At 57.5% G+C, this 22690-nt stretch carries 20 protein-coding genes; 1 reads left to right on the top strand and 19 read right to left on the bottom strand.

Translation table 11 applies throughout. The features are described 5' to 3' along the window. Positions 1–5: 5 nt before the first annotated feature. The 15 genes from AU182_RS09890 to AU182_RS09815 all read right to left on the bottom strand — a co-directional run bounded on the left by AU182_RS09890 (position 6) and on the right by AU182_RS09815 (position 13797). Positions 6–212, bottom strand: a complete 207-nt coding sequence (locus tag AU182_RS09890; protein WP_066964366.1) for a DUF2788 domain-containing protein — start codon at positions 210–212, stop codon at positions 6–8. 433 nt (positions 213–645) lie between these two features. Beyond that, positions 646–915: an acetyltransferase gene (locus AU182_RS09885; protein ID WP_066964363.1), complete on the bottom strand. Its 270-nt coding sequence runs from the start codon at positions 913–915 to the stop codon at positions 646–648. A 266-nt stretch (positions 916–1181) separates the two neighbouring features. After that, positions 1182–1670 carry a type II secretion system protein GspM gene (gene gspM / locus AU182_RS09875; protein ID WP_066964357.1) on the bottom strand — a complete coding sequence of 163 codons (489 nt, stop codon included), beginning with the start codon at positions 1668–1670 and terminating at the stop codon, positions 1182–1184. Between the two features lie 56 nt (positions 1671–1726). Further along, complete coding sequence (gene gspL / locus AU182_RS09870) at positions 1727–3085, bottom strand: type II secretion system protein GspL (RefSeq protein ID WP_066964354.1); 1359 nt, start codon at positions 3083–3085, stop codon at positions 1727–1729. Beyond that, positions 3086–4051, bottom strand: a complete 966-nt coding sequence (gene gspK, locus AU182_RS09865; RefSeq protein WP_255359345.1) for a type II secretion system minor pseudopilin GspK — start codon at positions 4049–4051, stop codon at positions 3086–3088. Positions 4052–4080: 29 nt separating this feature from the next. Next, entirely contained in the window at positions 4081–4914 is an 834-nt protein-coding gene (gene gspJ, locus AU182_RS09860) for a type II secretion system minor pseudopilin GspJ (protein WP_082859346.1), read from the bottom strand. Continuing rightward, the gene (gspI, locus tag AU182_RS09855; protein ID WP_066964348.1) at positions 4911–5336 is read right to left on the bottom strand and encodes a type II secretion system minor pseudopilin GspI; all 426 of its coding nucleotides are present in this window, start codon (positions 5334–5336) and stop codon (positions 4911–4913) included. The genes gspJ and gspI overlap by 4 nt, the downstream gene beginning before the upstream one ends. After that, positions 5326–5955 carry a type II secretion system protein gene (locus AU182_RS09850; protein ID WP_066964346.1) on the bottom strand — a complete coding sequence of 210 codons (630 nt, stop codon included), beginning with the start codon at positions 5953–5955 and terminating at the stop codon, positions 5326–5328. Before AU182_RS09850 ends, gspI begins: the two co-directional genes overlap by 11 nt. 23 nt (positions 5956–5978) lie before the next feature. Further along, entirely contained in the window at positions 5979–6407 is a 429-nt protein-coding gene (gspG, locus tag AU182_RS09845) for a type II secretion system major pseudopilin GspG (protein WP_066964344.1), read from the bottom strand. Positions 6408–6468: 61 nt separating this feature from the next. Further along, positions 6469–7686 carry a type II secretion system inner membrane protein GspF gene (gspF, locus tag AU182_RS09840; protein WP_066964342.1) on the bottom strand — a complete coding sequence of 406 codons (1218 nt, stop codon included), beginning with the start codon at positions 7684–7686 and terminating at the stop codon, positions 6469–6471. Between the two features lies 1 nt (position 7687). Next, positions 7688–9166, bottom strand: a complete 1479-nt coding sequence (gene gspE / locus AU182_RS09835; protein WP_066964340.1) for a type II secretion system ATPase GspE — start codon at positions 9164–9166, stop codon at positions 7688–7690. Beyond that, the gene (gspD, locus tag AU182_RS09830) at positions 9166–11130 is read right to left on the bottom strand and encodes a type II secretion system secretin GspD (protein ID WP_082859345.1); all 1965 of its coding nucleotides are present in this window, start codon (positions 11128–11130) and stop codon (positions 9166–9168) included. Before gspD ends, gspE begins: the two co-directional genes overlap by 1 nt. A gap of 90 nt (positions 11131–11220) precedes the next feature. Next, a complete protein-coding gene (locus AU182_RS09825; RefSeq protein ID WP_066967854.1) occupies positions 11221–11904 on the bottom strand; it encodes a type II secretion system protein N in 684 nt (227 codons plus the stop codon). 214 nt (positions 11905–12118) lie between these two features. Further along, the gene (locus tag AU182_RS09820) at positions 12119–13048 is read right to left on the bottom strand and encodes an electron transfer flavoprotein subunit alpha/FixB family protein (protein WP_066964338.1); all 930 of its coding nucleotides are present in this window, start codon (positions 13046–13048) and stop codon (positions 12119–12121) included. Continuing rightward, entirely contained in the window at positions 13048–13797 is a 750-nt protein-coding gene (locus tag AU182_RS09815; RefSeq protein WP_066964335.1) for an electron transfer flavoprotein subunit beta/FixA family protein, read from the bottom strand. The genes AU182_RS09820 and AU182_RS09815 overlap by 1 nt, the downstream gene beginning before the upstream one ends. A gap of 458 nt (positions 13798–14255) precedes the next feature. On the opposite strand from AU182_RS09815, the gene AU182_RS09810 reads away from it, so the two are divergent. After that, positions 14256–15878: an electron transfer flavoprotein-ubiquinone oxidoreductase gene (locus AU182_RS09810; RefSeq protein ID WP_227718309.1), complete on the top strand. Its 1623-nt coding sequence runs from the start codon at positions 14256–14258 to the stop codon at positions 15876–15878. 165 nt (positions 15879–16043) lie between these two features. On the opposite strand, the gene AU182_RS09805 is transcribed toward AU182_RS09810, so the two are convergent. The 4 genes from AU182_RS09805 to AU182_RS09790 form a co-directional block, all read right to left on the bottom strand. Beyond that, complete coding sequence (locus tag AU182_RS09805; protein ID WP_066964328.1) at positions 16044–18767, bottom strand: TonB-dependent receptor domain-containing protein; 2724 nt, start codon at positions 18765–18767, stop codon at positions 16044–16046. 110 nt (positions 18768–18877) lie between these two features. Then, the gene (locus AU182_RS09800; RefSeq protein WP_066964318.1) at positions 18878–20533 is read right to left on the bottom strand and encodes a serine/threonine protein kinase; all 1656 of its coding nucleotides are present in this window, start codon (positions 20531–20533) and stop codon (positions 18878–18880) included. 342 nt (positions 20534–20875) lie between these two features. Beyond that, positions 20876–21430, bottom strand: coding sequence for a DUF1285 domain-containing protein (locus AU182_RS09795; RefSeq protein ID WP_153039204.1), 555 nt, complete (start codon positions 21428–21430; stop codon positions 20876–20878). Beyond that, positions 21423–22121 (bottom strand): TetR/AcrR family transcriptional regulator, encoded by a 699-nt coding sequence (locus AU182_RS09790; protein WP_066964315.1) that lies wholly within the window; start codon positions 22119–22121, stop codon positions 21423–21425. Before AU182_RS09790 ends, AU182_RS09795 begins: the two co-directional genes overlap by 8 nt. Positions 22122–22690 lie beyond the last annotated feature (569 nt).

Raw genomic sequence — 22690 nt, 5'->3', positions numbered from 1 at the left:
CGGGCTTACTGGCCCAATCCCATGATTTCGACCAGAACGGTTTTAAAAACAAAGCCCAGCAAACCTAGACCAAGGGCGATAAACAGAATGAAGGTACCAAAGCGGCCGGCCTTGGACTCTTTCGCCAGATCCCACACGATAAACACCATGAACAGGATCAGGCCACCGATGCCAAGTACCAGGGAATACTCTTCAAACGTCTCAAAACTCATGACACAAGTCTTCCACTGCTGCATTTACCGGCGCCCCAAAGCAAGTGAGCCCTGCCCCGGCACTTCCGGTGAAAAATTGGCGCGTATTGTATAGGAGGTTAGGAGGTATTGGTACGAAACCACGAATTAGGGGCCGCACACTCTGCGACCGGGCCTGCCGCGGGGAATGTGCGGCGGCGCCGCTAGCCAGATTGCTCGTTCAGCGGGGAATACGACACAAGGCCAGAGCTCGGCCTTGCTGATCGCCCGGGCGCTTTGGACCGCGGAGGGCAGCGGACCAAATACCCTGCTCGCTTCAGCACCCCAAGCCCTTAATATCGAGAGCCATGATGGGCCTTAAAGCGATCGCATCTGCACCCAGGCTCGCGAGACGCCTCGCAATCAGGCGGCCCTACCGCACTTGGCAAGTAGAAGCCACGTCAGCCTCCCACTCTCAGGCGCCCTGATAGTAGTCGCTGTCTTCGATGCGGGTTCCGCACTTGATACGGCGAACTTCCCGGTCACGGTAACGACTGTCGTGCCAGCAGCGCGGTAGCGCCTCACCGGAGAGGAATTCCAATTGCGCCTTGTCGAACACCTCCGGATCCTGCACTTCCTCACCCCAGAGAAATCGACCGACCACCGTCAGCTCGTAAGGGTTGGCAAGGGTAACGATGTCGGCGACATCAATCAGGTGTTTACTCTCGGCATCGCGAAGCAGCATGTTATCGCCCCTGTTTCTTCTCAATACCCTTGAGTATAGGGAGAAAATGACGCCATTCATGTGCGGATTTACCGCCGCGGTGGATGCCGGGAAGACGCCGGCACAGGCGTTACCCACGACAGATTTCGATATTCACACTTTAAACGCGAGATTTTTCCCGAAAAATATCGGAAAAATAGAATAAAAGAGCAAAATTCAGTCTAAACATATCGAATCGTTTGGCGCAGCGGCATTGACTGCGTTTGCCCGGGGCAATCCCGCCCCCATCACCGCTCCAGAGTCAGCCGCGCGGACACCATCCCCTCTTCGCCCAGCGCATCGACACTGACCGAACGGATGATGAAACGCTGCTGCAGCAGGGTGTTCAACCAGGGCTGCAAGTCCTGATAGCGCGCCTCATCAATCCACAGACGGATACGACCATCGCCCTCCGGCTCGAACCGCTTGATGGTCACCTTGTGATTGTTCGCCGCGGCAGTGACCCGCTGCAAGAGCGTGCCCTGTGCCTGCGACTGCCCCCCCATATTGCGCTGCACGCGCTCAAGCTGGGGACGCTGCTGTTCGATCCAGGTGACGAGTTCCCGGGACTGTTGCGCTTCTGCGCGGGCGTTGTCGAAATAGGCCTGCGCCGGCTTGAACAGCCCGAAGACAATAAAGATCGCTCCGAGAAACAGGGCCAGCATAGCCAGTGCACGCTGGTCGCTGGGAGGGAGCGCCACCCATTTCTGACGCCACTGTTCGATCGTTTGCTTCATAGTATTGGGTGCATTTTCTCTGGTTATGCCGCTGCTGGATTGCAATTGGAGTCGACTCATCGCAGCCGGATCCGCCCGGAGACGCCGTCTTCGAGCTCATTGGCCGCCAACAGCTCTGCCTTGAACTGGCCACTGCCCAGCTTTCCGACCACCGCATCGAGCTGACCGAGGTTGGCAGCACGCAGCTGCAACACCAGTTCGCCCCGATTACCGTCAAACCGCAGAGACTGCAGCTTGAGTTCACCGGGCTTTGCGGTCGTCCAGACCTGGCTCAGCTGTTGTAACTGGCCGGCAAACTCTCCGCCACCACCGGATGTTTGATTCAGGTAGCCCATGATCTGGCGACGTAAATCGGCACTGGGGCGATCGCCTGGGAAAATCTCGCTAAACAGGGCACGAGCGGACTCGTCGGCGTACCCGGCCTGCACTTTGTAATAGGTGCCCGCACCGACATAAAACAGCAGCTGCAACACAAAACACGCCGCAACGGCAATGGCCGGCTTTCTCCACCAAGGGCCGGCGCCCGACGCGAGAGTGATCTGGTAATCCCCGGTGAGCAGGTTACCCGGCGTCTTTGCGACCAGCGGTGGGTTAAACAAAGCCTCCGGCGCATCATTGACCGGCTCGAGCACGGTCAGCTGTTCCAAGGTGGCCAGTTCGAGCGCGGTGGGGTCACCGTACACGCGCAGCGGTGCGACCTCCTCTGGCTGTGCTGGCCCTGCCTCTTCCGATTCCGCAACATCCTCGGCAAACAGACTCTCTGCAATAACCCCAGCCAGCGGTCTTGCTACCGAGAGGCCTTTCCCCACGGACAGCCAGAAATGCGCGCGCTCGCCCTCAAACCACACCGCCGAGGTAGCGCCGGCATCGCCGAGAATCCGATACTCCGGTAAGGCGGCCACCACCGGCCACCCGAGGCGATCTATCTGCCCCTTCAGTGCGGCGAGCTTGTCACTGGCGATGGCCATCACGCTGCACAGGTCACCGGCAACGGGCTCGCAAACAAAGTGCAGCTCGTCCACGTCATCCGCGAGCTGCTCCTCCACCATGTACCCAACCGCGCTGCTCTGACGGCGCGCGGCACGGGGTACGTTCTCAAGTCCGTTCCACACCCAGCTGCCGGGCAGCAGCAATACCACACGATCTTGCGGGGCGAAGGTCAGGGCATCCGCGTCCGGGCCATCTGACGCCGCTGGGTGCTCGCCGTGGCCAGGGTACGGCATAGACTCCCCGTAGCCAGGCTCAGAGATACCATTGCGAAATGCTGCCTGGAAACCCGCATCCGTGGCCACCGCGTGCCAGGCGTTATCGCGCCAGCATTGCAACAGCAGGTTGCCGGCTGTCTGCACCTGGTCGCCACTGTGGGATCCCGCGACAGGCTCACGCAGCCTTAGTAATTTCAATTCCTGGCTCAATTAATCCCCCAGTAATTCCTGCAAATATTGCCCGGAAAATTCGCGCCGCTGACGCTGAATGACCTCCACCGCACCGGTGGTGGTGTCAAGCTTGAGCATCGATTCCCAGTACTGTCTGTTTTCGAGGCCCAGCTGCACCGCTATATGCGCCACATAATACGCGCTGTTGAAATCCAATTCTGCACCCCCGGTGATACCAAACGCGGAGAGGTCACCCATCTGGACAAAGGGTGTGCTCTCGCGCTGACTGATGAGCCCCGGAATATTCGCCGAGGGGTACATTGCTGAGAGCAGTTCCTGGGAAGCCGTATTCACGTTTATTTTCGTTCCGGACTCCGGCAGCGCACAAAGCTCCGGCGCTATTGCGCTCCATTCTTTTGGCTCGATACCCTGCCCCGCACTGAGCTCGGAAATGTCGGTGATAAAGGTATCCGGCGTACGGTGGGCCACTTCCTGGCCCAGGTAGCCCGTGTCCTCAGTGCCGGATGAAAGCGGGGTATCCCCCGGGTCCACCCAGTCCTCGATCGCCAGCGCAGTTTCCCGCCTGCCCCCGAGATTGCGTACCAGCCGCTGTAGCACTTTGCTATCGGTGGTATCCGCCTCGGCGGAGGCCCCGCCCGAATCGCCTCCCGCCCTGCCCGTGGCAGCTAAATTATTTACGTTAAAACAGGAATTTAAGTCTTTGATTTGAATGCGAATTTTTCCGTTATCCGGATTAAACTCCACCAACTTTTGCGCCCAGGCCTCGAGCAAATTGTCACTGGCCGAGCTCGCGGTGCGGTCCTCCTCGAAATCCTTCTCCAGCGCGATAATGGCCCAGGCCTCGGCACCGTGCACGAATTCCGCGAGCTGGGTGTTGGCCAGAATGGCACTGGTCCGGGAAATGGCCAGGCGATTGCGGGTAACCGCATGGGTCACGGCAGCCACGGCTATGACCATGACCAGCAGCACCGTGATCAAGGCCACTCCTCGCTGCTGCGGTAAACCGACCTTGCTCATCGGTCACCGCCCCGGCTGCGATCATCAGAGCCACTGCTGCCACCTCGATCGTCGCCGCTGCCGTCGTCGCCACCCCCGTCATTCCCAGAGCCGTCATTCCCAGAGCCGTCGTCCTGGCCTCCGCCGCTACTGCTCGAACTGCCACCACCGGCAACCACGGTATATTCGGGTAACGAAAACACTCGGCGTATCTCGCCACCGGTGCGTGTTACCAGAGTCACCTCCAGCGCTCGGGGCAGGCGAAGATCGACTGCCCCAGGAGTGGTCGCAGACGAGGCCGGAGGCCACTGGGCGAGCCAGGCCTTGGTATCCCGGTCGTAATAGCGAAAATTGAGATCAATGACCCCATCGAGTATCGGCTCCGCGATGGGTTCGGAATCGGGCCCCCGATCCAGCACTTGCCAGCGGCTGCGCAATAGCAGGGCAGTATCGTCGTCAATAGCAGGGGCAATCCGGCTGTCTGAATCCTCGTCGGCGTAGCCAATTCCATAGCGCAGACGCTGCACGTTGCCACGAGGCTCGCCCGTCAGGTTTGCCGCGCCCAGGCGGGTAAATTCAAACTCGCTGGTTACCCCAAGGAAAGCAGGCTCGTAGCCGCTGTAGGCATTTTTGACCGGTCGTACGGTGAGCTGGCGCAGATCATCGTCCATGCGGTACATGGCCATGGAAAGGCGGCGCATCTCATCAGCCCGCGCCGTGAGCACCCGATCGGTGGTAAAGAAGGTTTCGAGCAGGGAATAGGAGCCGATGCCGATGATTGAGACGATCACCAGCACCACCATGATTTCGATCAGGGTAAAGCCCGCGGCAGGTTGTTGTGGGCGCGTCATGACCGCCCTCCCCCAGCGCGTGCACTGGCAGACTGCGCCATCCAGGAGTCGATGGTGAGAATTGGCTGCTCCGCTTCCGGCCAGCCTACCTGCACGATAATGTGCCGCATCTTCGGCTCATTGGTGCTCTTTACTTCAGCGGTGACCTGCCACTCACGGTCACCCAGCAGTACTTTTTCCGTCTTTTTGCCCAGCGGCGGCCAATCCGTACGCAAACGGATTTCGGCCAGTGCCTGCTGCGCCACCCAGTTTGCGGTGAGGCGCTCTTCCAAGGCGACCTGCTGGCGCACACTGTCTTGAAGGGTTTTCAGTACGCTGGCGGCAATCACTCCGAAAATCACCAGTGCTACCAGCACCTCGACCAGGGTGAACCCACGCTGGCTGCGCAGGCGTGAATGGTGTGCGCGAGTATCAGTACTCATCGCTCTGCCACTCCAGTTGCATGCCGTAGAGGCTGCTGTAAGAAATGATCGCGGCGCGTGCGATATCGCCGTTTTTCATCAGGAAGAAGCCGATTTCGACCGGCAACACCTCGCCGCTGGAGAGCGCCGCAAACTGGGGAAGAATTTCTTTATCAGCGCCATTACCGCCCTTGCCCGAGCGGGCGCGATCCCCCTCAGCGCCGCGACCGGCACCGCCAAAACTGCGGTCGTCGCCATTGGCACCGGGCAATTCGGTCTGCGAGAGGACCTCAAGGCGCATGATCGGAGGAAGCTCGTGGGCCGTAAAGCGGCGGGCATTGGCCCCCGCGGGTTGACCGGAAAAGTCCATTTCCTGCCACTTCATGCTGCCGGAATCGTAACGGACTACCTGGTAGCCACTTTCTTCGAACACCACTCCGTAGTGGGCCTTGTCGATCAGGGCACGGTCGGCCACCAGCTGCAGAAGATTCGCCAGGCGCTGTACCTCACCGGTCCAATTGCGGCCATCGGTATTACGCAGAGACAAAGTCGCCATGCCTGCCAGTGAGGCGATGATGACCATCACCACCAGCAGTTCGATCAGGGTAAATCCCCGTTGGCGGTGCGCTGCTCTACGCATATCAGCGGTGACCTGGGCCTGCCTCAGAGTTCAGAAGCAAAAAGATCGGCGGCTTCGCCTTCACCACCCGGCTTGCCATCAGCACCCAGGCTGAACAGATCATAAGGGCCGGAGCTGCCCGGGCTGATGTACTGGTACGCGTTGCCCCAGGGATCCTTCGGCGCTTTTTTCAGGTAGGGTTCATTCCAGTTTTTGGCTTCCGGGAAGCCAGAGGGTTTGGTTACCAGCGCTTCCAGCCCCTGATCGGAACTGGGGTATACGAAATTGTCCATGCGGTACATATCCAGGGCAGTGGAAATCGCACGCAGGTCCACGGTGGCCGCTTTCACACGCGCCTCACCGGTACGGCCCATGATATTGGGAACCACCAGTGCGCCCAGCACGCCCAGAATCACGATGACCACCATGATTTCGATCAGGGTAAAACCCCGACTGTTATGTAGTTTTTTCATCTTGCAACCTCACAAAAAGAGTTTGGGGCCACTGCCCTCAGTCGTTTACCAACCGTTGTCATCAAACAACCAGCTGGTTCATATTCATAATTGGCATCATGATGGCCATCACGATAAACAGCACAATACCTGCCATCACCAGCAGCATGATCGGTTCAAACAGGCTCACAAATGCGGTGACGGCACCTTGCAGATCCCGCTCCTGATTTTCCGCTGCCCGAACCAGCATCTGGTCGAGGGTGCCAGAAGATTCACCGCTGGCTACCATATACGTCATCATCGGCGGGAAGTATTCAACATCTTCCAGCGCCCGCCGCAGGCTGCCCCCTTCACGCACAAACTTCTGTGCAATCTGCAGGCGCTCCTTCAGGTAATCGTTGCTCATTACACCACTGGCAATACCCATGGCCTGCACCAGCGGGACGCTACTACCGGTGAGAATCGCCAGGGTTCCCACGTAGCGGGCACTCTGCCCTCCCCGCACCAGCCAGCCGATGGCGGGCATGTCCAGCAAACGGTGGTGGAACCGGTACCGAAAGCCCGGTCTGCGCAGCAGCAGTATCCAGCCAATCGCCAGTGCCAGGATCGCCGGTGGGATCAACCAGCCCCACGCCGCAATAAAGTCACTGATCGACACCAGTATCCGGGTAGCCAGTGGCAACTGCTGCCCGGTACCGGTAAAGACCTCGATTACATCCGGCACCACATACACCATCAGGCCGGTGACCACGAGTACACAGATCACCACCAGCACCAGGGGATAGATCAGGGCCAGCTGGACCTTTTGCCGAAAGACCTGCTGGTTTTCGGTGTAATCCGCCAGGCGCTCCAGAACATCATCCAGGTGACCGGAGTGCTCGCCGGCTTCCACGGTCGCGCGGTACAGTTTGGGAAACGCCCGTGGGAAACTGGCGAGGGCCTGGGCAAAGCTGTGCCCTTCCAGCACTTTGGCACGCACCGCCAGAACGATACGCCGAACTTTCTGGTTGCGGGATTGATTGGCAATAGCGCCGAGGGTTTCTTCCAAGGGTATACCGGCGCGCAACAAGGTGGCAATTTGCCGGGTCAACAAGGCAAGCGCCTTTACGCTGAGCCCCGGGCTGCCGGACAGGATGCTGGCACTGCCGGCGCTGCTCGATTCGGAGGCGGCATTGACTTCCAGCGGGATCAACCCGCGGGCGCGCAGTTGCTGGCGGGCCGCTTTGGCACTGTCGGCCTCTAGCGTTCCCCGATTCTTGCGCCCACCACTGTTGAGCGCGGTGTACTCGAAAGCACCCATCTCAAGACTCCTGGGTTACTCGAAGCACTTCTTCCAGTGAAGTGATACCGGCAAGGACCTTGGCCATACCGTCGTCGCGAATACTGGGGCCGAGCGTGCGGGCCTCCTGGACCAGCGCACTTTCCGATGCGCGATCATGAATCAATTGACGCAGCTTCTCATTCACGGGCACCAGCTCATAAATGCCGACGCGCCCGAGATAGCCGCTGTGATTGCACTTCTCGCAGCCACCGGGGCGATAAATGGTTGCCCCCTCGCGCTCGTCCACGCCGAGCATTCTGCACTCGAAGCTGTCGGCCGCATGGGCCTGGCGGCAGTCCGGACACAACACCCGCACCAGGCGCTGGGCGAGCACACCGATCACACTGGACGACAGCAGGAAGGGTTCAATCCCCATATCCACAAGGCGCGTAACGGCGCCGAGGGCAGTATTGGTGTGCAAAGTGGAGAGCACCAGGTGGCCGGTCAAACTTGCCTGAATGGCAATCTGCATGGTCTCCAGGTCACGGATTTCACCCACCATGACCACATCCGGGTCTTGCCGGAGAATGGCTCGCAGGCCGCGCGCGAACGTCATATCCGCTTTCGTATTCACCTGGGTTTGGCCGACACCTTCCAGGTTGTATTCCACCGGGTCTTCGACGGTGAGAATGTTCTTTTCGCGGTTGTTGATACTGGCGAGGCCCGCATACAGGGTGGTGGTTTTACCGGAGCCGGTCGGCCCGGTCACCAGCAAAATGCCGTGTGGGCGGCCGAGCAGCTCCGTCATGACCTTCAGGTCGCCTTCGGCCATTCCCAGCTGCCGCATATCCATCTTGCCCGCCTGCTTGTCCAGCAGACGCATCACCACCCGCTCGCCGGCGGAAGATGGCATGGTTGAAACACGTACATCCACCTCACGGCCGCCCATCAGCAGGGAAATACGCCCGTCCTGCGGCACGCGCTTCTCGGCGATATCGAGCTTGGCCATTACCTTGATACGGGAAACCAGCAGTGGCGCCAGCGCCCGTCGTGGCTGCAGCACTTCGCGCAGTACACCATCCACGCGGAAGCGCACCACAAGGCGCTTTTCAAAGGTTTCAATGTGAATATCCGAGGCGCCCTGCTTGAGCGATTCGGCAAAGATGGCGTTGATCAGCCGGACGATGGGTGCATCGTCTTCCTGTTCCAGCAGATCCTCTGTTTCCGGCAGAGAGTCAGCGACGGCAGCCAGGTCCAGGTCATCCCCCAGGCCTTCCACATCGGACAAGTTACCGCCCTCGCGGTTCTCGTACTGGCGCTGCAACGCTTCCTGAAAGGCTTCCGCTTCAACCGCGGCAATTCCCAGCGGCATTTCACACAGTCGCTGCACTTCCGCCAGCACCGTGGGGTTCAACGGTGCCACGTACTGGCACACCGGCGTGCCATCCACCTCAGCCAGCAGCACCTGGTGGCGCTTGGCGAACGCGTAGGGCAAACGTTTGACCGCGAGATCCGTCATCACTTGACGTCCTCAGGCTCCATGGGAAGAGGCTCCGCCTCTGGCTCGATGGCCGTAGCAGGCGGCAGCAGATCCGGTAGGGTTTCGCCGCGGTTCCAATCCCAAATCCGGCTGGTGTTATCGCGCAGATGCAGCTGTTTTTCCTGCATGTCGCGGTAGCGCTTGCGGGTCTCCTCGTAACCGGCGATCTGGTTACTGAGGATGCGCGGGCGCAGGAAGACCATCAGATTGGTTTTGTCGACGTCTTTCTTCGAATTGCGGAACAGGCGGCCGATGCCGGGGATGTCGCCGAGCAGCGGCACCTTGTCATTGATCTCCGTAACCTTGTCTTCAATCAGGCCGCCCAGTACCAGGATGGCACCATCGTCGATCAATACCTTGGTGCGGATCTCGCGCTTGCTGGTAATGATGTCCGCTGCCTGGCCGGTAACCGGCAACACGTTTTCCACTTTCTGTTCGATTTCCAGTGTCACCGAGTTGTTATTGTTGACCCGGGGGGTAACCTTCAGGGTCGTGCCTACATCCTGGCGCTGGATGGTGGTGAATGGATCGTTGTTGCTGCCGGAAAGCAGCTGCTCACCGGTAATAAAGGGTACGTTCTGGCCAACGAGGATTTCAGCTTCTTCGTTGTCGAGGGCCATAATGGTCGGCGTCGAAAGAATATTCGCATTGTTTTCACTGGCCATGGCATTGACCGCCACGCGTACATCCGTGCCACTCAGAAAACCCAGGTTCAAGCCGGAGCGGACCAGGTTGGCAGGATTCAGGGAAAACGGATTGACTTCCGACAACACGTTGCCGTCATCATCGATGATCGGTGTTTCCGCAAAATCGTTGTCAAACCCTGCAAAGACATTGTCATCGTTGCCGGCAATCCACTTTACGCCAAGGTTGTTGCCGGTGCCTTCAGTGACTTCCACAATAATCGCTTCAATGAGCACCTGGGCACGGCGCACGTCCAACTTGGCAATCACACCTTTCATGGTCTCCAGCAGGGAGGGCGGTGCGGTAAGCACCAGGGCGTTCAGCTCCTCGTTGACCTGGATGCTGACCTCAACATCGGCGATCTGCTGGTCTTTTTCCGTTTTTTGAATACTGCCGCTCATGCCCTCGAGGATCGGTTTCAGATCCGTGGCGCTGGCGTACTGCACGTAAACTACGGCGGTATTGCCCTCACCAGCCAGAGGCTGATCAAGGCGCTCGATTACTTTCTTGAGCTGTTGGCGGGTAACCGGGTCGCCGGTCAGCAGGATACTGTTAGAGCGCTCGTCCACGGCAATACGTAGCGGCTGGACATCGTTCCCCGCCTGCTTGCCACCGCCCTGAAGCAACTCATTGATCACCTGCTTGACCTCTTTTGCCGAGGCAAATTCCAGGGGTACCAGTTCAATGTCAATCGCACCGGCGCGGTCCAGTTGCTTGATCAGCAGCACGATCTGGTCGATGTTGGCAGCGCGGTCTGCGACGATGAGGGTGTTGGTGTCCGCATAGGCGGCGAGATGGCCCGTCTGCGGGATGAGTGGGCGCAACATCGCAATCAGTTGTGCCGCGGAGATATTCTCGACACGAACGGTGCGGACCACGAGCGCTTCGCCGCGGGCACGCGTCTGGTCATCAATCACCGGAATTGCCTGTTGCTTGGCCAGCGCGTCCGGAACCACTTTCCAGGCATCGCCCTGCTCAACCAGGCTGAAGCCGTTCACCTGCAGCACCGACATGAAAACGTCGAAGGCCTGTGCATGGCTCATCGGGTCGCCGGCGACAACCGTGACCTTACCTTTGACATTCGGGTGGACAATGATGTTTTTGCCGGTGAAATCCGCCGCCCAGTTAATCAGGTCGCGAATATCGGCATTGTCCAGAGACAGAGTAACCCTCTCCGGGGAAGACTGAGCCAGCACCGAAAACGACAACAAAAAACCCAGGGCGGCTGCTACCAGCCGTCGGTGAAACACGCTCATCATTATGTAATTGGCTCTAATTCTTATTTAGTCAGTAACTATTTAGGTCTTGGAAGCGCACCCTTCCCCCGGTGCACACAATACATCCCCGCGTCAGCGCTGGTTACCCCCCTGGCGCTGGCGTGCCATTTCGCGTAGCTGCTCCAGGCGCTCACGAATTGATTCCTGCTTTTCGGTGCGGCTAGCGCCCGAATTGGCGCCAATGACCTTGGCAGCCTGCCGAGCATAATTTGCGTACTGCTTAGGAACCGTCGGGCGCCCATCTGCATCCGGATAGGTCAGCTTTTCCATCTGACCGTTGCGTCGAAGGATAATATGATCCACCTCGACAGAATAGACCTCTGCCCCGCCGGGTAGTTTCTGGCCAACAAACACGCGCTCGGCCGGTTTGCCGCGCTCGGCCACCAATGCGCTGGCTTTGTCATCCACACTGCTGCTGAGAACACCGGACAGCACAAGATTCAATTGAGTAATGGGGATATTGGCGAGATCGATTTCGGGCTCCGCCGCAGGTTTGACCGCAGCCACACCAAAAAATGCCGTGGAAGGAAGCGATACCGCCTGACTGTTGCCCGCGGTATTGCGGTTGCTCCGCTCTGCGAGAAGGCCATCATCTGGCTCCCCAGGAGCGATCAGCGGCCCGTAGGCCATCGCGTTCACCGCCAGCCAGCCAGCCACGACCGCAAGCGTCGCCATCAGGCTACGTCGTGCCGCAGTACCACCCGGGGCGACCGGGGCCTGCAGAGCGGTAGATAAAGTGCGCTTTACCAAAGACATGATGAAATCCCGTCCCGGCTGTACCACAGACAGCATGTTTCTACTTATTGGGGCGCCTATTCTCGGGGCTTGCACCGGGAAAGGCAATGTTATCGACCGGAAAGGTTAAAATTTAACCGCCACACCGGCGTCACCCGGTGCCGATCACCGCGCCCGAGGCACAAAAAAGGCGGCTTGCGCCGCCTTCTATTCCCTACCGCATATTACCTGCAGCTTACAGCTTTGCGTCCAGCTCCGGAACGGCATCAAACAGGTCGGCCACCAGGCCGTAATCCGCCACCGAGAAGATCGGTGCTTCCTCATCCTTGTTGATGGCCACGATGACCTTGGAGTCCTTCATGCCTGCCAGGTGCTGGATCGCGCCGGAGATGCCAACAGCAATATACAGGTCGGGGGCCACAATCTTGCCAGTCTGACCAACCTGCATATCGTTGGGAACAAAGCCAGCATCCACCGCGGCGCGGGATGCACCAACCGCAGCGCCCAGCTTGTCCGCAACCTTGTTCAGCATCTCGAAGTTTTCGCCGTTTTGCATACCGCGACCACCAGAAATGACCACGCGCGCTGCGGTCAGCTCAGGGCGGTCAGACTCTGCCAGCTCCTCGCCCACAAACTTGGATAGCGCTGCATCATCCACAATGTCTACGGTTTCCACAGAGGCGCTGCCACCTTCGCCTGCCACCGGATCGAACGCAGTGGTGCGCACAGACGCCACTTTGATGGCATCCGAGCTCTGAACCGTGGCGATCACGTTGCCGGCATAGATTGGCCGCTTGAACGTATCCGGGCTTTCAACCGCGAGAATATCGGAAATCGGTTGCACGTCGAGCAGTGCCGCGGCGCGCGGCAGCATGTTTTTGCCGGTGGTAGTCGCCGGAGCCAGGATATGGCTATAGTTCTTGCCCAGGTCAGCGACCAGCTTGGCCACGTTTTCTGCCAGCTGGTGTTCGTAAGCGGCATTGTCTGCCAGCAGTACCTTGTTAACACCCTCCGCCTTGGCCGCTGCTTCGGCAGCCGCAGCACAGCCACTACCAGCCACCAGTACGTCGATTTCGCCACCGATCGCCTTGGCTGCGGCAATGGTATTCAGGGTCGCGCCTTTCAGCTCGGCGTTGTCGTGCTCTGCAATTACAAGAATACTCATCAGATTACTTTCGCCTCGTTTTTCAGTTTTTCGACCAGTTCCGCAACGTCAGACACCTTGATACCCGCCTGGCGCTCGGCTGGCGGCTCAACTTTCAGGGTCTTGGTGCGCGGTGCGATGTCGACACCCAGCTCTTCCGGCGTGGTGGTATCCAGCGGCTTCTTTTTGGCCTTCATGATGTTGGGCAGGGAGGCGTAGCGCGGCTCGTTCAGGCGCAGATCGGTGGTGACCACCGCCGGCAGTTGAAGCTCGACGGTCTGCAGGCCACCGTCAATCTCACGGGTAACCTTTACCGAGCCATTTTCGACGTTCACTTCGGAAGCGAAGGTGCCCTGCCCCATGCCGGTCAGCGCGGCGAGCATCTGCCCGGTCTGATTGTTGTCACCGTCGATAGACTGCTTGCCGAGGATGACCAGTTGCGGCTCTTCCTTCTCGACGATGGCCTTCAGGCACTTGGCGACCGCCAGGGGCTGGAGTTCGGCATCCGACTGAACCTGGATACCGCGGTCGGCGCCCAGCGCCAGCGCGGTACGAATTTGTTCCTGACACTGTTTCGGGCCCATGGATACAGCGATGATTTCACTGACCACACCCTTTTCCTTCAGGCGCACCGCTTCTTCTACGGCGATTTCACAGAAGGGGTTGATGGACATTTTGACGTTGGCAGTGTCCACGTCTGAACCGTCCGCCTTTGGGCGAACTTTCACGTTGTAGTCAACAACGCGCTTCACAGCTACAAGAACTTTCATGAAAATCCCGTCTCAGTAGTCTATTTGTAAGTCGCTGCCCTATCGCCAGAGTGGCTCCGGGGCGCCATGGGTAACTCGGGCAGCCTCCCAGCCGAGTGCTGTGGCGGATCTGCCAATCCCCGCGTCTGAGCGGACATTCGTCGGCAGCTGATACCGGCCACAAGTTCAAACAGTTGTTTGAGCGGCGTGTATGTTGGCCCTTTCACCAGGCAAAATCAATAGTTGAATAGCAAGCGTAGCAGCCATTCACAGGATCAATTTCAGGCCATAAGCACACCCTATTCCGCCAGCAAAAATCCGGGGATTTGCGCCGCTTTTGCCAGCGGAAATGAAAACTTCCGCAATTGGTTCAGTCACGCAATGCCCGATATAATCGAGAAATCTAAAAATTACCTGTCATAATTCGGCCGGTGAATAATCAAACACACTTTGAGGAGAGACCTGTGGAACGCGAGTCAATGGAGTACGACGTAGTCATCGTCGGCGCGGGCCCTGCCGGACTTAGCGCGGCGATCAAACTGCGCCAGATCAACGAAGACATTAGTGTATGTGTCGTAGAAAAAGGCTCTGAAGTCGGCGCACATATTCTCTCCGGCGCGGTGTTCGAACCCACCGCACTGAACGAGCTGTTCCCGGACTGGAAGGAACGCGGTGCGCCGCTGCAGACCCCGGTTGAAGGCGATGACATCTACGTCATGCGCGGCCCGGAAAGTGCCCTCAAAGTCCCCAATATGCTGGTCCCGAGCACCATGCATAACGATGGCAACTACATCATCAGCCTCGGCAATCTGTGCCGCTGGCTGGCCGAGCAGGCCGAAGCACTGGGTGTCGAGATTTTCCCAGGATTCGCCGCGGCAGAAGTTCTGTACAACGAAGACGGCTCTGTCAAAGGTATCGCCACTGGTGATATGGGCGTTGGCATCAATGGCGAACACAAAGACAGCTACATGCAGGGCATGGAACTGCACGCCAAGTACACCCTGTTTGCGGAAGGCTGTCGTGGCCACCTGGGCAAGCAGCTGATTGCCAAATTCTCCCTCGATGCCGACCGCGACCCACAGCACTACGGCATCGGCATCAAGGAAATATGGAAGGTCGACAGCGCCAAGCACAAGCAGGGCCTGGTGGTGCACACCGCAGGATGGCCACTGGACGAATCCGGCTCGTTCGGCGGCGGCTTCCTGTATCACCTGGAAGACGACCAGGTCGTGGTCGGCCTGATCACCGACCTGTCTTACAGCAACCCCCACGTGAGCCCGTTCGACGAGTTCCAGCGCTACAAGCACCACCCGGTGATCAAGCAATACCTCGAAGGCGGCCAGCGCGTGGCCTATGGCGCGCGCGCAATTACCAAGGGCGGCCTGCAGTCCCAGCCGAAGATGACCTTCCCCGGCGGCCTGCTGATCGGCGACGACGCCGGCACCCTGAACTTCGCCAAGATCAAGGGTAACCACACCGCGATGAAGTCGGGCATGGTGGCGGCGGAGTCTGTGGCGGAAGCCCTCTCCGGCGAACGCGCCAGTGACGAGCTGACGGATTACAGCGAACGCTACAAGAACAGCTGGGCCTGGAAAGAGCTGCACACGCAGCGCAACTTTGGACCGGCGCAACACAAGTGGGGCAATATCCTTGGCTCCGCCTACGCGTTTATCGATATCAACCTATTCAAGGGCAAGCTGCCCTGGACCCTGAGCGACAGCAAGGCGGATCACGCGCAGCTGAAGCCCGCGGCGGACTGCAAGAAGATCAACTATCCGAAACCAGACGGTGTGCTGAGCTTCGATAAGCTTTCCTCGGTGTTCATCTCCAACACCAATCACGAGGAAGATCAGCCCTGTCACTTGACCCTGAAAGACAGTGACATTCCACTGAACCACAACCTGCCGATTTACGACGAACCCGCGCAGCGCTACTGCCCTGCCGGGGTATATGAGGTAGTTGGCGAGGGCGACAGCAAACGCTTCCAGATCAACGCACAGAACTGTGTGCACTGTAAGACCTGCGACATCAAGGACCCCACCCAGAATATCGTCTGGGTCACACCGGAAGGTGGCGGCGGCCCCAATTACCCGAACATGTAATCGGGAACAGTCAGTTTTCAAGGGCACCTGTGGTGCCCTTTTTTGTTCCCCGAATACCAGAACGAAAAAACCGGACACTGATTCCAGTGCCCGGCTGATCACGTGATGCCCTGTTGGTTTGGTCGCTCTGCTGCGTCGAGGGTGCTTACGTTGTGTGATAACAGGTTAAAACGTGTACTGGGCACTCAGCGCAAAGGACTGACCGGGCTTTTCCTCAAACACGATCACATTAGCGCGCTTGATTTCAATCGCCTCATCCAACAGGTTCTGCATCTTCGCCTTGATAGTAATCTCCTCGGTCGGATACCAGGCGTAGGTCAGATCCAGAGAATGGAACGGAAGCTCGTAAGCATCCGGCGCGCCGTTGCGGCCAGCCAGGTACAGCCGATCGCCGAAAACGTTGTAACCGAGCGTTGCAGAATGCGCACCATCCGGTGAGTCAAACCCAACCAACATGTTCACGACATAATCAGAAGCGCCGGACATATTCCGTACCGGGTTGGTTGGCGCGTCTGCTTCAGTGCCAGCGACCAGCTCGGTTTCCTGAACAGTCAGATTGCCCTGTACAAAAAAGCTATCCATGAATTGCCCCAAGAAACCAAGCGCCTTCAGTGCCTCGAGTTCAACACCAGTTATCTCACCAGATTCCGCATTAATGATTTCGCGGGCTGTATTGGTATCACTGGAGGCCAATTCAAAAAATTCGATCGGATCCATGATGTCCTTGTAGTACGCCGTTAGCGTCAAGCTGTCGCCATTGTCGAAGTACCACTCACCGCGAACATCGAAGTTGGTGATTTCAGATGGGCGAGCATTGGGGTTCCCCTTAATCTGCTCGTCAGTAATCGGGTCGATATAGATTGCGTCAGTAATCTCACGCAAATCCGGGCGCACAGCGGTTTTACTCGCGCCGAAACGCAGCTGGAACGTTTCCGCCCACAGAGACCCCATATAGGTCAGAGACAGCGACGGATAAACCGCGTCATCCGTATAGGTCGCGTCCAGTAGTTCGTCGGCATCGCTGGTAATCTGCGGATCATCCAGAGTATATCCGTAGGGGTTCCAATCCAGTGCCACCTGGTTGTACTCCTCCCAACGGGCACCGGCAGACATGCGCCAGGTCTCATTCAGGGTCCAGTCCACCTTACCGAAGGCAGCATCCGTTAACGTTGCTGCAATGTAGCTCTGGTTGTTTGCGCCAGCGCGGTCAAATATATAGTTGTTGTCCGGGTTGGTGACCTGGCTATCGCCGAAAACATCGCCCAGGCTCCCCCCCAGGCTGCCAGCGTCATCCGCAGACAGCACGCCAAGGCGGAATTCTGTCTGCTTATAGGTGCGCGCCTTCTCGGTGCGTGCGAAGCCACCACTCAACTCGAGTGTCGAACGGCTAAATACCAGAGGAAGCGCGGTACTCCAACCGTAATTGAGCACCTGATCTTCAAGCTCGGTAAATCGGAATCCGGAGCTGTTAACACCTGTGCTGACACTGGACGCCAGGGTTTCTCCCTGCGCATTGGTCACTGTATCTGCGTTAACTGTCACCTCATTCGGAATGTCAGTCTGCGCAGTAGCATCCGAGTAGAACCAGTCAATAGTCAGCGCTTCAGGTGCCCAATTGAGCAGGCCACCCGGAATCAGTGCTTTGGTGGCGGGACCAACGGAATGGCGACCCTTGGCCTGGTGCACCAGCAGATCGCGCTCTTCGTATTTAATCGTGTATTCACGGAAGCCGCGGCCATCGGATACCTGACGGTTCTCGTTGAAGAAATCCCGAACCGCGGTGTCGTCGTCCGTATTACGCAGGTACAGGTTGGTTAACGAGACCTCCTGCTCATCCGCAAACCGGATTCCCACATTGACGTTACCGCTCAAATCAACGGAGTAAGTAGAGGTGCTTTCTACGTCAACAACCTCTTCTGGCAAACCGTAGGAGCGCTTGGTGGTCTCTTCTTCACGCCAGCGATTCTTGTAAGAAGCGCCCGCCAGAAAACCAATTTCCCAGTCATCCCCCATGTAGAAGCGGTTACCGACACTGCCTTTCACATCCAGGTCAGGGGTACCGGATTCTTCCTCGATGGCAATGTCACGATTGAGGTTTAATGCCAGCTCGCGATTCAACCGTTGTGCAGCGGAAATTGCTTCGGCGGCAGACCCGAATTCATTTCCCTCCAGCTCCAGCACGTTACGAATATCCTGTACGCCGAGACGGCCCTTGAAGCGCTGCAGCGCTCGCTGGAGTTCCGTGGGCAACGCACGGGTACCGTCGTCGGTGCCGAAGCTGTCGTCGCCACCGCCGTCATAGGACAGAACATCACCTTCGGTTTCCGAGTTCATGCCACTGCCAATTTCGATGGAATAGGTCAGCGCGTCAGGGATACCCTTGGTACGGATATTTACATTACCGCCACCAAAGGTTGCTGCCTGGTCGGCGGAATAGGATTTCTGTACGGCGAGGGAGTCCACGACAGACGTCGGGAAAATGTCCAGCGGAATCACATTGCGCGTCAAATCCGGTGACGGTACGGTAGCGCCATTCAATGTGGTGCTCGAATAGCGTTCGCCCAGGCCGCGTACGTAAACAAATTTATCGCTGATCAGGGAAAGGCCAGACACACGGCGCAGTGCGGCGGCAACGGTGGAGTCCCCTACCCGACCAATCATTTCGGAACCGAGGATGTCGGTGACCACCTCCTCTTCCAGGCGCTCGCTCACCAGCATTTCTGCTGCGTCCTTCAGGCGCCCCTGGACCAGTACTTCTTCAAGCTGCTGAGCCTGCGGCCCAGCAATCGTATCCATTTCTACCTGTGCAATCGCGTTAGGAGCAATGACGGAGGCCGTGGCGATAGCCAGTACCAGCGGCGCTCTCTGAAACATTTCATTCTTTTTCATTCCCCAGGCCTCTTATCGTTCCTGAACTCAAAATCAAGCAGGGCGCCGACTCCAGATTGTGAAGGCGGCGCCCCTCAGGTCAGGTGCTAAACCCCTGACCAGCCAAGCACTTACTGCTGTTCGAACCAGAGCGGCTGCGCACGGCTGCCTTCATGCAGTCCATAGGTCCAGCCAACTGTCCAGTCGGTGTCACCGGCACTCAGGGCACCGAGGTAGGCGCGCTCGATCGGGGAAATACCAACCGCAGCATCGTTCACCATCATGCTGGCGGTATCGATGGAGAATACAGACAACGGGCCCTCCAGCAGCTGCAGGCCGGTATCAGCGGCAGCAGTCGGGTTCAAGGCAACGTCACCGGGAACATTAGCGAAAAGGTTGCCATTGGCAGTTGCCCAGGTTTCCAGATCATCTGCGCCGATCGGACCGCCCTTGGTCTTGTCGGCACAAGCGAAGATGTTGGAAGTAATGGCGGCTTCGGTACCCGCCTCCAGCGCTGCAGCAGTTTCTGCACTGTCAACGCGCAGGCAGTAGTTGCTGCCTTCCGCACCGTTTTCGTCGGCGGCGAAGGAACCAATAACCATAGAATTGGTGATCATCGGGAAGATGCCGTCGCGGAAGCGCCAGCCGGCGCCCGGGTCGTGCGTACCTGCAGACTGGGCAGAGATGATGCAAGTCAGACCATCAATGACCGGGCGGCTGTTCAGGCCAGCAGCGATGAGCGCCGTGTAATCGTTGGTGTCTTTGTAGGAGCCGATGCCGTCAGATTCGATACAGTGGTTGCCATCGGTTTCGCTCTGGATTACCAGGGCATTGGTGATGGAGCCACTCCAACCTTCATCGATATCAATGGAATCGTCACGGACGTACATAGCCAGATAATTTTCGAAACTGACCGCACCACCAAACATTTCGATGCCGTCGTCGTACGTCGAGTAAACCTGCAGGTTTTTCACAATGGTACCGGCACCAACAGAGCTGAAGGTGATACCGTTCAACTCGTCACCGTTAGCAACTTCCGCGCCGGTGTGTTTAACACGTACGTATTCAAGGTGACCAGAGCTATCGTCGTTGTTATCACCGCCGTAGTTCGACTGGTCTTTACCGGCAGCCCCTTCGGCGAGTACGTGGCACTCGGAAGTTGTCATTTCAGCGTCGTAGGCACACTTGTTGGTGATACCAAAGCCGTTGATCACCATCCCGCCCCACTGCTGAACGTCTTCAGGTCCAACAGTGCCTTCCACATCGGACAGAGAGGTAAAAGTAATTGGGTCCTGGGCCGTGCCTACCGCATTCAGCTGAGAACCGCGGTTCACAACCATGAACTTGGTGCTGTTGGGGAACGCCAGGGTAACGCCAGCCTGCACGGTCAGCTTCGCGCCGTCACCACCCTCGGCGATACCGGCGGCGGCCATAGTGGTGTCATCGTCGTAGTTGTTACCTACGAACAGGCTGCCTTCGAAAATGTGTGCTCCACCATTTTCAAGTGCCGGGATAAACAGATCTACCGTAAGAGGATTTCCAGAATCAACAAACGCTGCCGAATAGGTGCAATGGCCTGTATCAGCATCGAATTCGCCTTGCTTAACGGAGCCGGCCTTTTCATAGGAGGCGCAAGGATTACTCGTAGCCGGCGGCTGTCCAGGTACTGGGTTGGTGACTGAATTGTCGTTGTTTTCCGGAGCAATATTGATACCGCCGCTGTCACAACCAGCCAGTACCGCAGAGATCGCAGCTGCGAGCAGCAGCTTGTTGGATGCAAGTTTCATGAATCCCCCTAACAAGGATGAAGTATTGTATTTCGCAATTTAAAAATTCTTATGCGCCAAGGTGTTTCGGCGAGGGGGAGTCTAGGAAGCGACTATTTCGAATATGTTACAAAATATTTCAGGGTGCGCAAATGGCAGGAAAATCGACCAATGAGCTTGCAATATGAAGAATTTATTTCTGAAGCACTGCAGGTTTATTGCAATGTGGAAGTAGTTTTTTGGTGACTGCAGGTATATGACATGAATGGTGTACCGCACGAAAGCAGGACGGGCGGCACCAACCGCGGCAACTGACTCTGAGAAAGAAATTTCAAGGGATAGATAGGCGCGGCCGAACGGCCATCAATACTCGCCGAGCAAGAACTCTTCCCCGTCACTTTTCAACCACATTTGGCACAAGCGTGCGGGTGGCTCTTGCGGGGATCGGGGATCTGCCCAATCGATCAGTTGGTAGTACACATCGCGAGACATGCGCGCGAGCAAACCGTCGCGCACTTCAATATAGGGAATTGGTTGGGGAGGGTCGCCGAAGGGTTTGAGTATCAGTGGGTGTGCCTGGTTGAGAGCAACAATATCACCGGTATTGGTCGTAAACAGAATTTTGTCGTCTTCACGAGCGGCCTGGGTAATCAAAAACGGCACATCCTCGACACGGATGCGCCACTTCTCCACTGGGGTGACCAGGTAATAGTGGCGCCCTTCCCGCTTGAGAATACTGGCAAAGAGATTGACCAGCGGCTGGCGCTTGATCTCTGTGCCCTCATGGATCCAATGGCCATCGGCCTGTATCACCAGATCCATATCACCACAAAGGTCAGGATTCCACTTGGCCACCGGCGGGTGGCCACGGAATTCCTGCTGCAACTGTTCAAGCTGTTTGAAGAGTGGTTCAGCCAAAGCTGCTACCCGGTGTATTGGATGGCGCCGATGACTGCTCTTCTACGGGGGATGAGCCCGTTGCCCGGCGCCCGGACATGTCGCCAATATGTACACCCACGTCCATGATGAATTCCATCAATCCTTCACGATCTTCAATGACGTCTGCGAAAGACTTGGAGTGGTAAAGCTCGACCGCGCCCTGCACCAGGGCCCAGTAGGTGGAATAGTAATAGTAGGCAGGTACCTTCTTCAGTACCCCCTGCTCCATCCGTCGCTCGAACACTCGATTAAGCGCCGACGCATTGGAGTTTCGCAGTGCGTGCAGCTCGGCAATCATCTCCGGCGCAAGGTTCAGGGCAATGATCTTCTCTTCAAGGCGCTGGAACAGCCGATCCCGTGCCGGGTCAGCCATGCGAGACTCAAAATAGGCGCGCGCGGGAGCGGTAATATCGCCTTGCTCTGCGGTAGCCACCGCACTTTTGAGGCGCTCGGTCAGCGACTTCTCATAGTCCATCAGCAGTCGCATGTAGATCTCGGTCTTGGAGATAAAATGCTTATAAATGGTGCCTTTACCGATGTCCACCCGCTCAGCGATCTGTTCCACGGTTACCTTTTCTTCACCGTGTTCCAGCAGTAGCTCCAATGCCGCATCCAGAATACGCTGCTCTCTGGCGCGAAAACGCTGAACCTTCTCTTTTGCCTTATCCATACTTCCGACCTTAGCTGTCCGTGAATTTGTAGACTGAAATTGACCGTTCATTCATGAATGATAGGCAATTCCCCCGGAATGGAAAAGGAATTCCATAACTCAACAACGGACTTTGCGCCTAAATAATGCACAAAATTGGCGCGTCAGGCCCCACCAACTGCCACTGGCGGCCGGTGTAACGACTTTTCACAGGAATCCTTGCGCGCGCCTGCCTCACCCCGTCAGTCCACCCCCTGCTCACTTCTTACCCACCCGCGCCACATCGGTGGGGCGTTCCCACTTAAACAGGGCTTATCACGCCAGTCGCCACCGAAACTGTGCACTGCAGCATAAATCTTATTGACGTCAATGTTATGTTTTTGCACGCACAATAATAAATGGAGGCAGGATGACGGAATCGGCCTAAAAGGCCAGCAACACACTTTATGAAATCTAAAACAGCCACAGCGCTGAAAAATTCTGATAACGAAGGGAAAATATGAAAAATAATCACCCGAGACCATCGATACACCGTATCGCTACCGCATTTGCGGTCGCACTATTTGCGACTGCCGCACAGGTAAATGCTT

It is taken from the genome of Microbulbifer sp. Q7, from assembly GCF_001639145.1.
Taxonomy (GTDB): domain Bacteria; phylum Pseudomonadota; class Gammaproteobacteria; order Pseudomonadales; family Cellvibrionaceae; genus Microbulbifer.
This window is presented reverse-complemented; position numbering and strand designations above follow the sequence as displayed.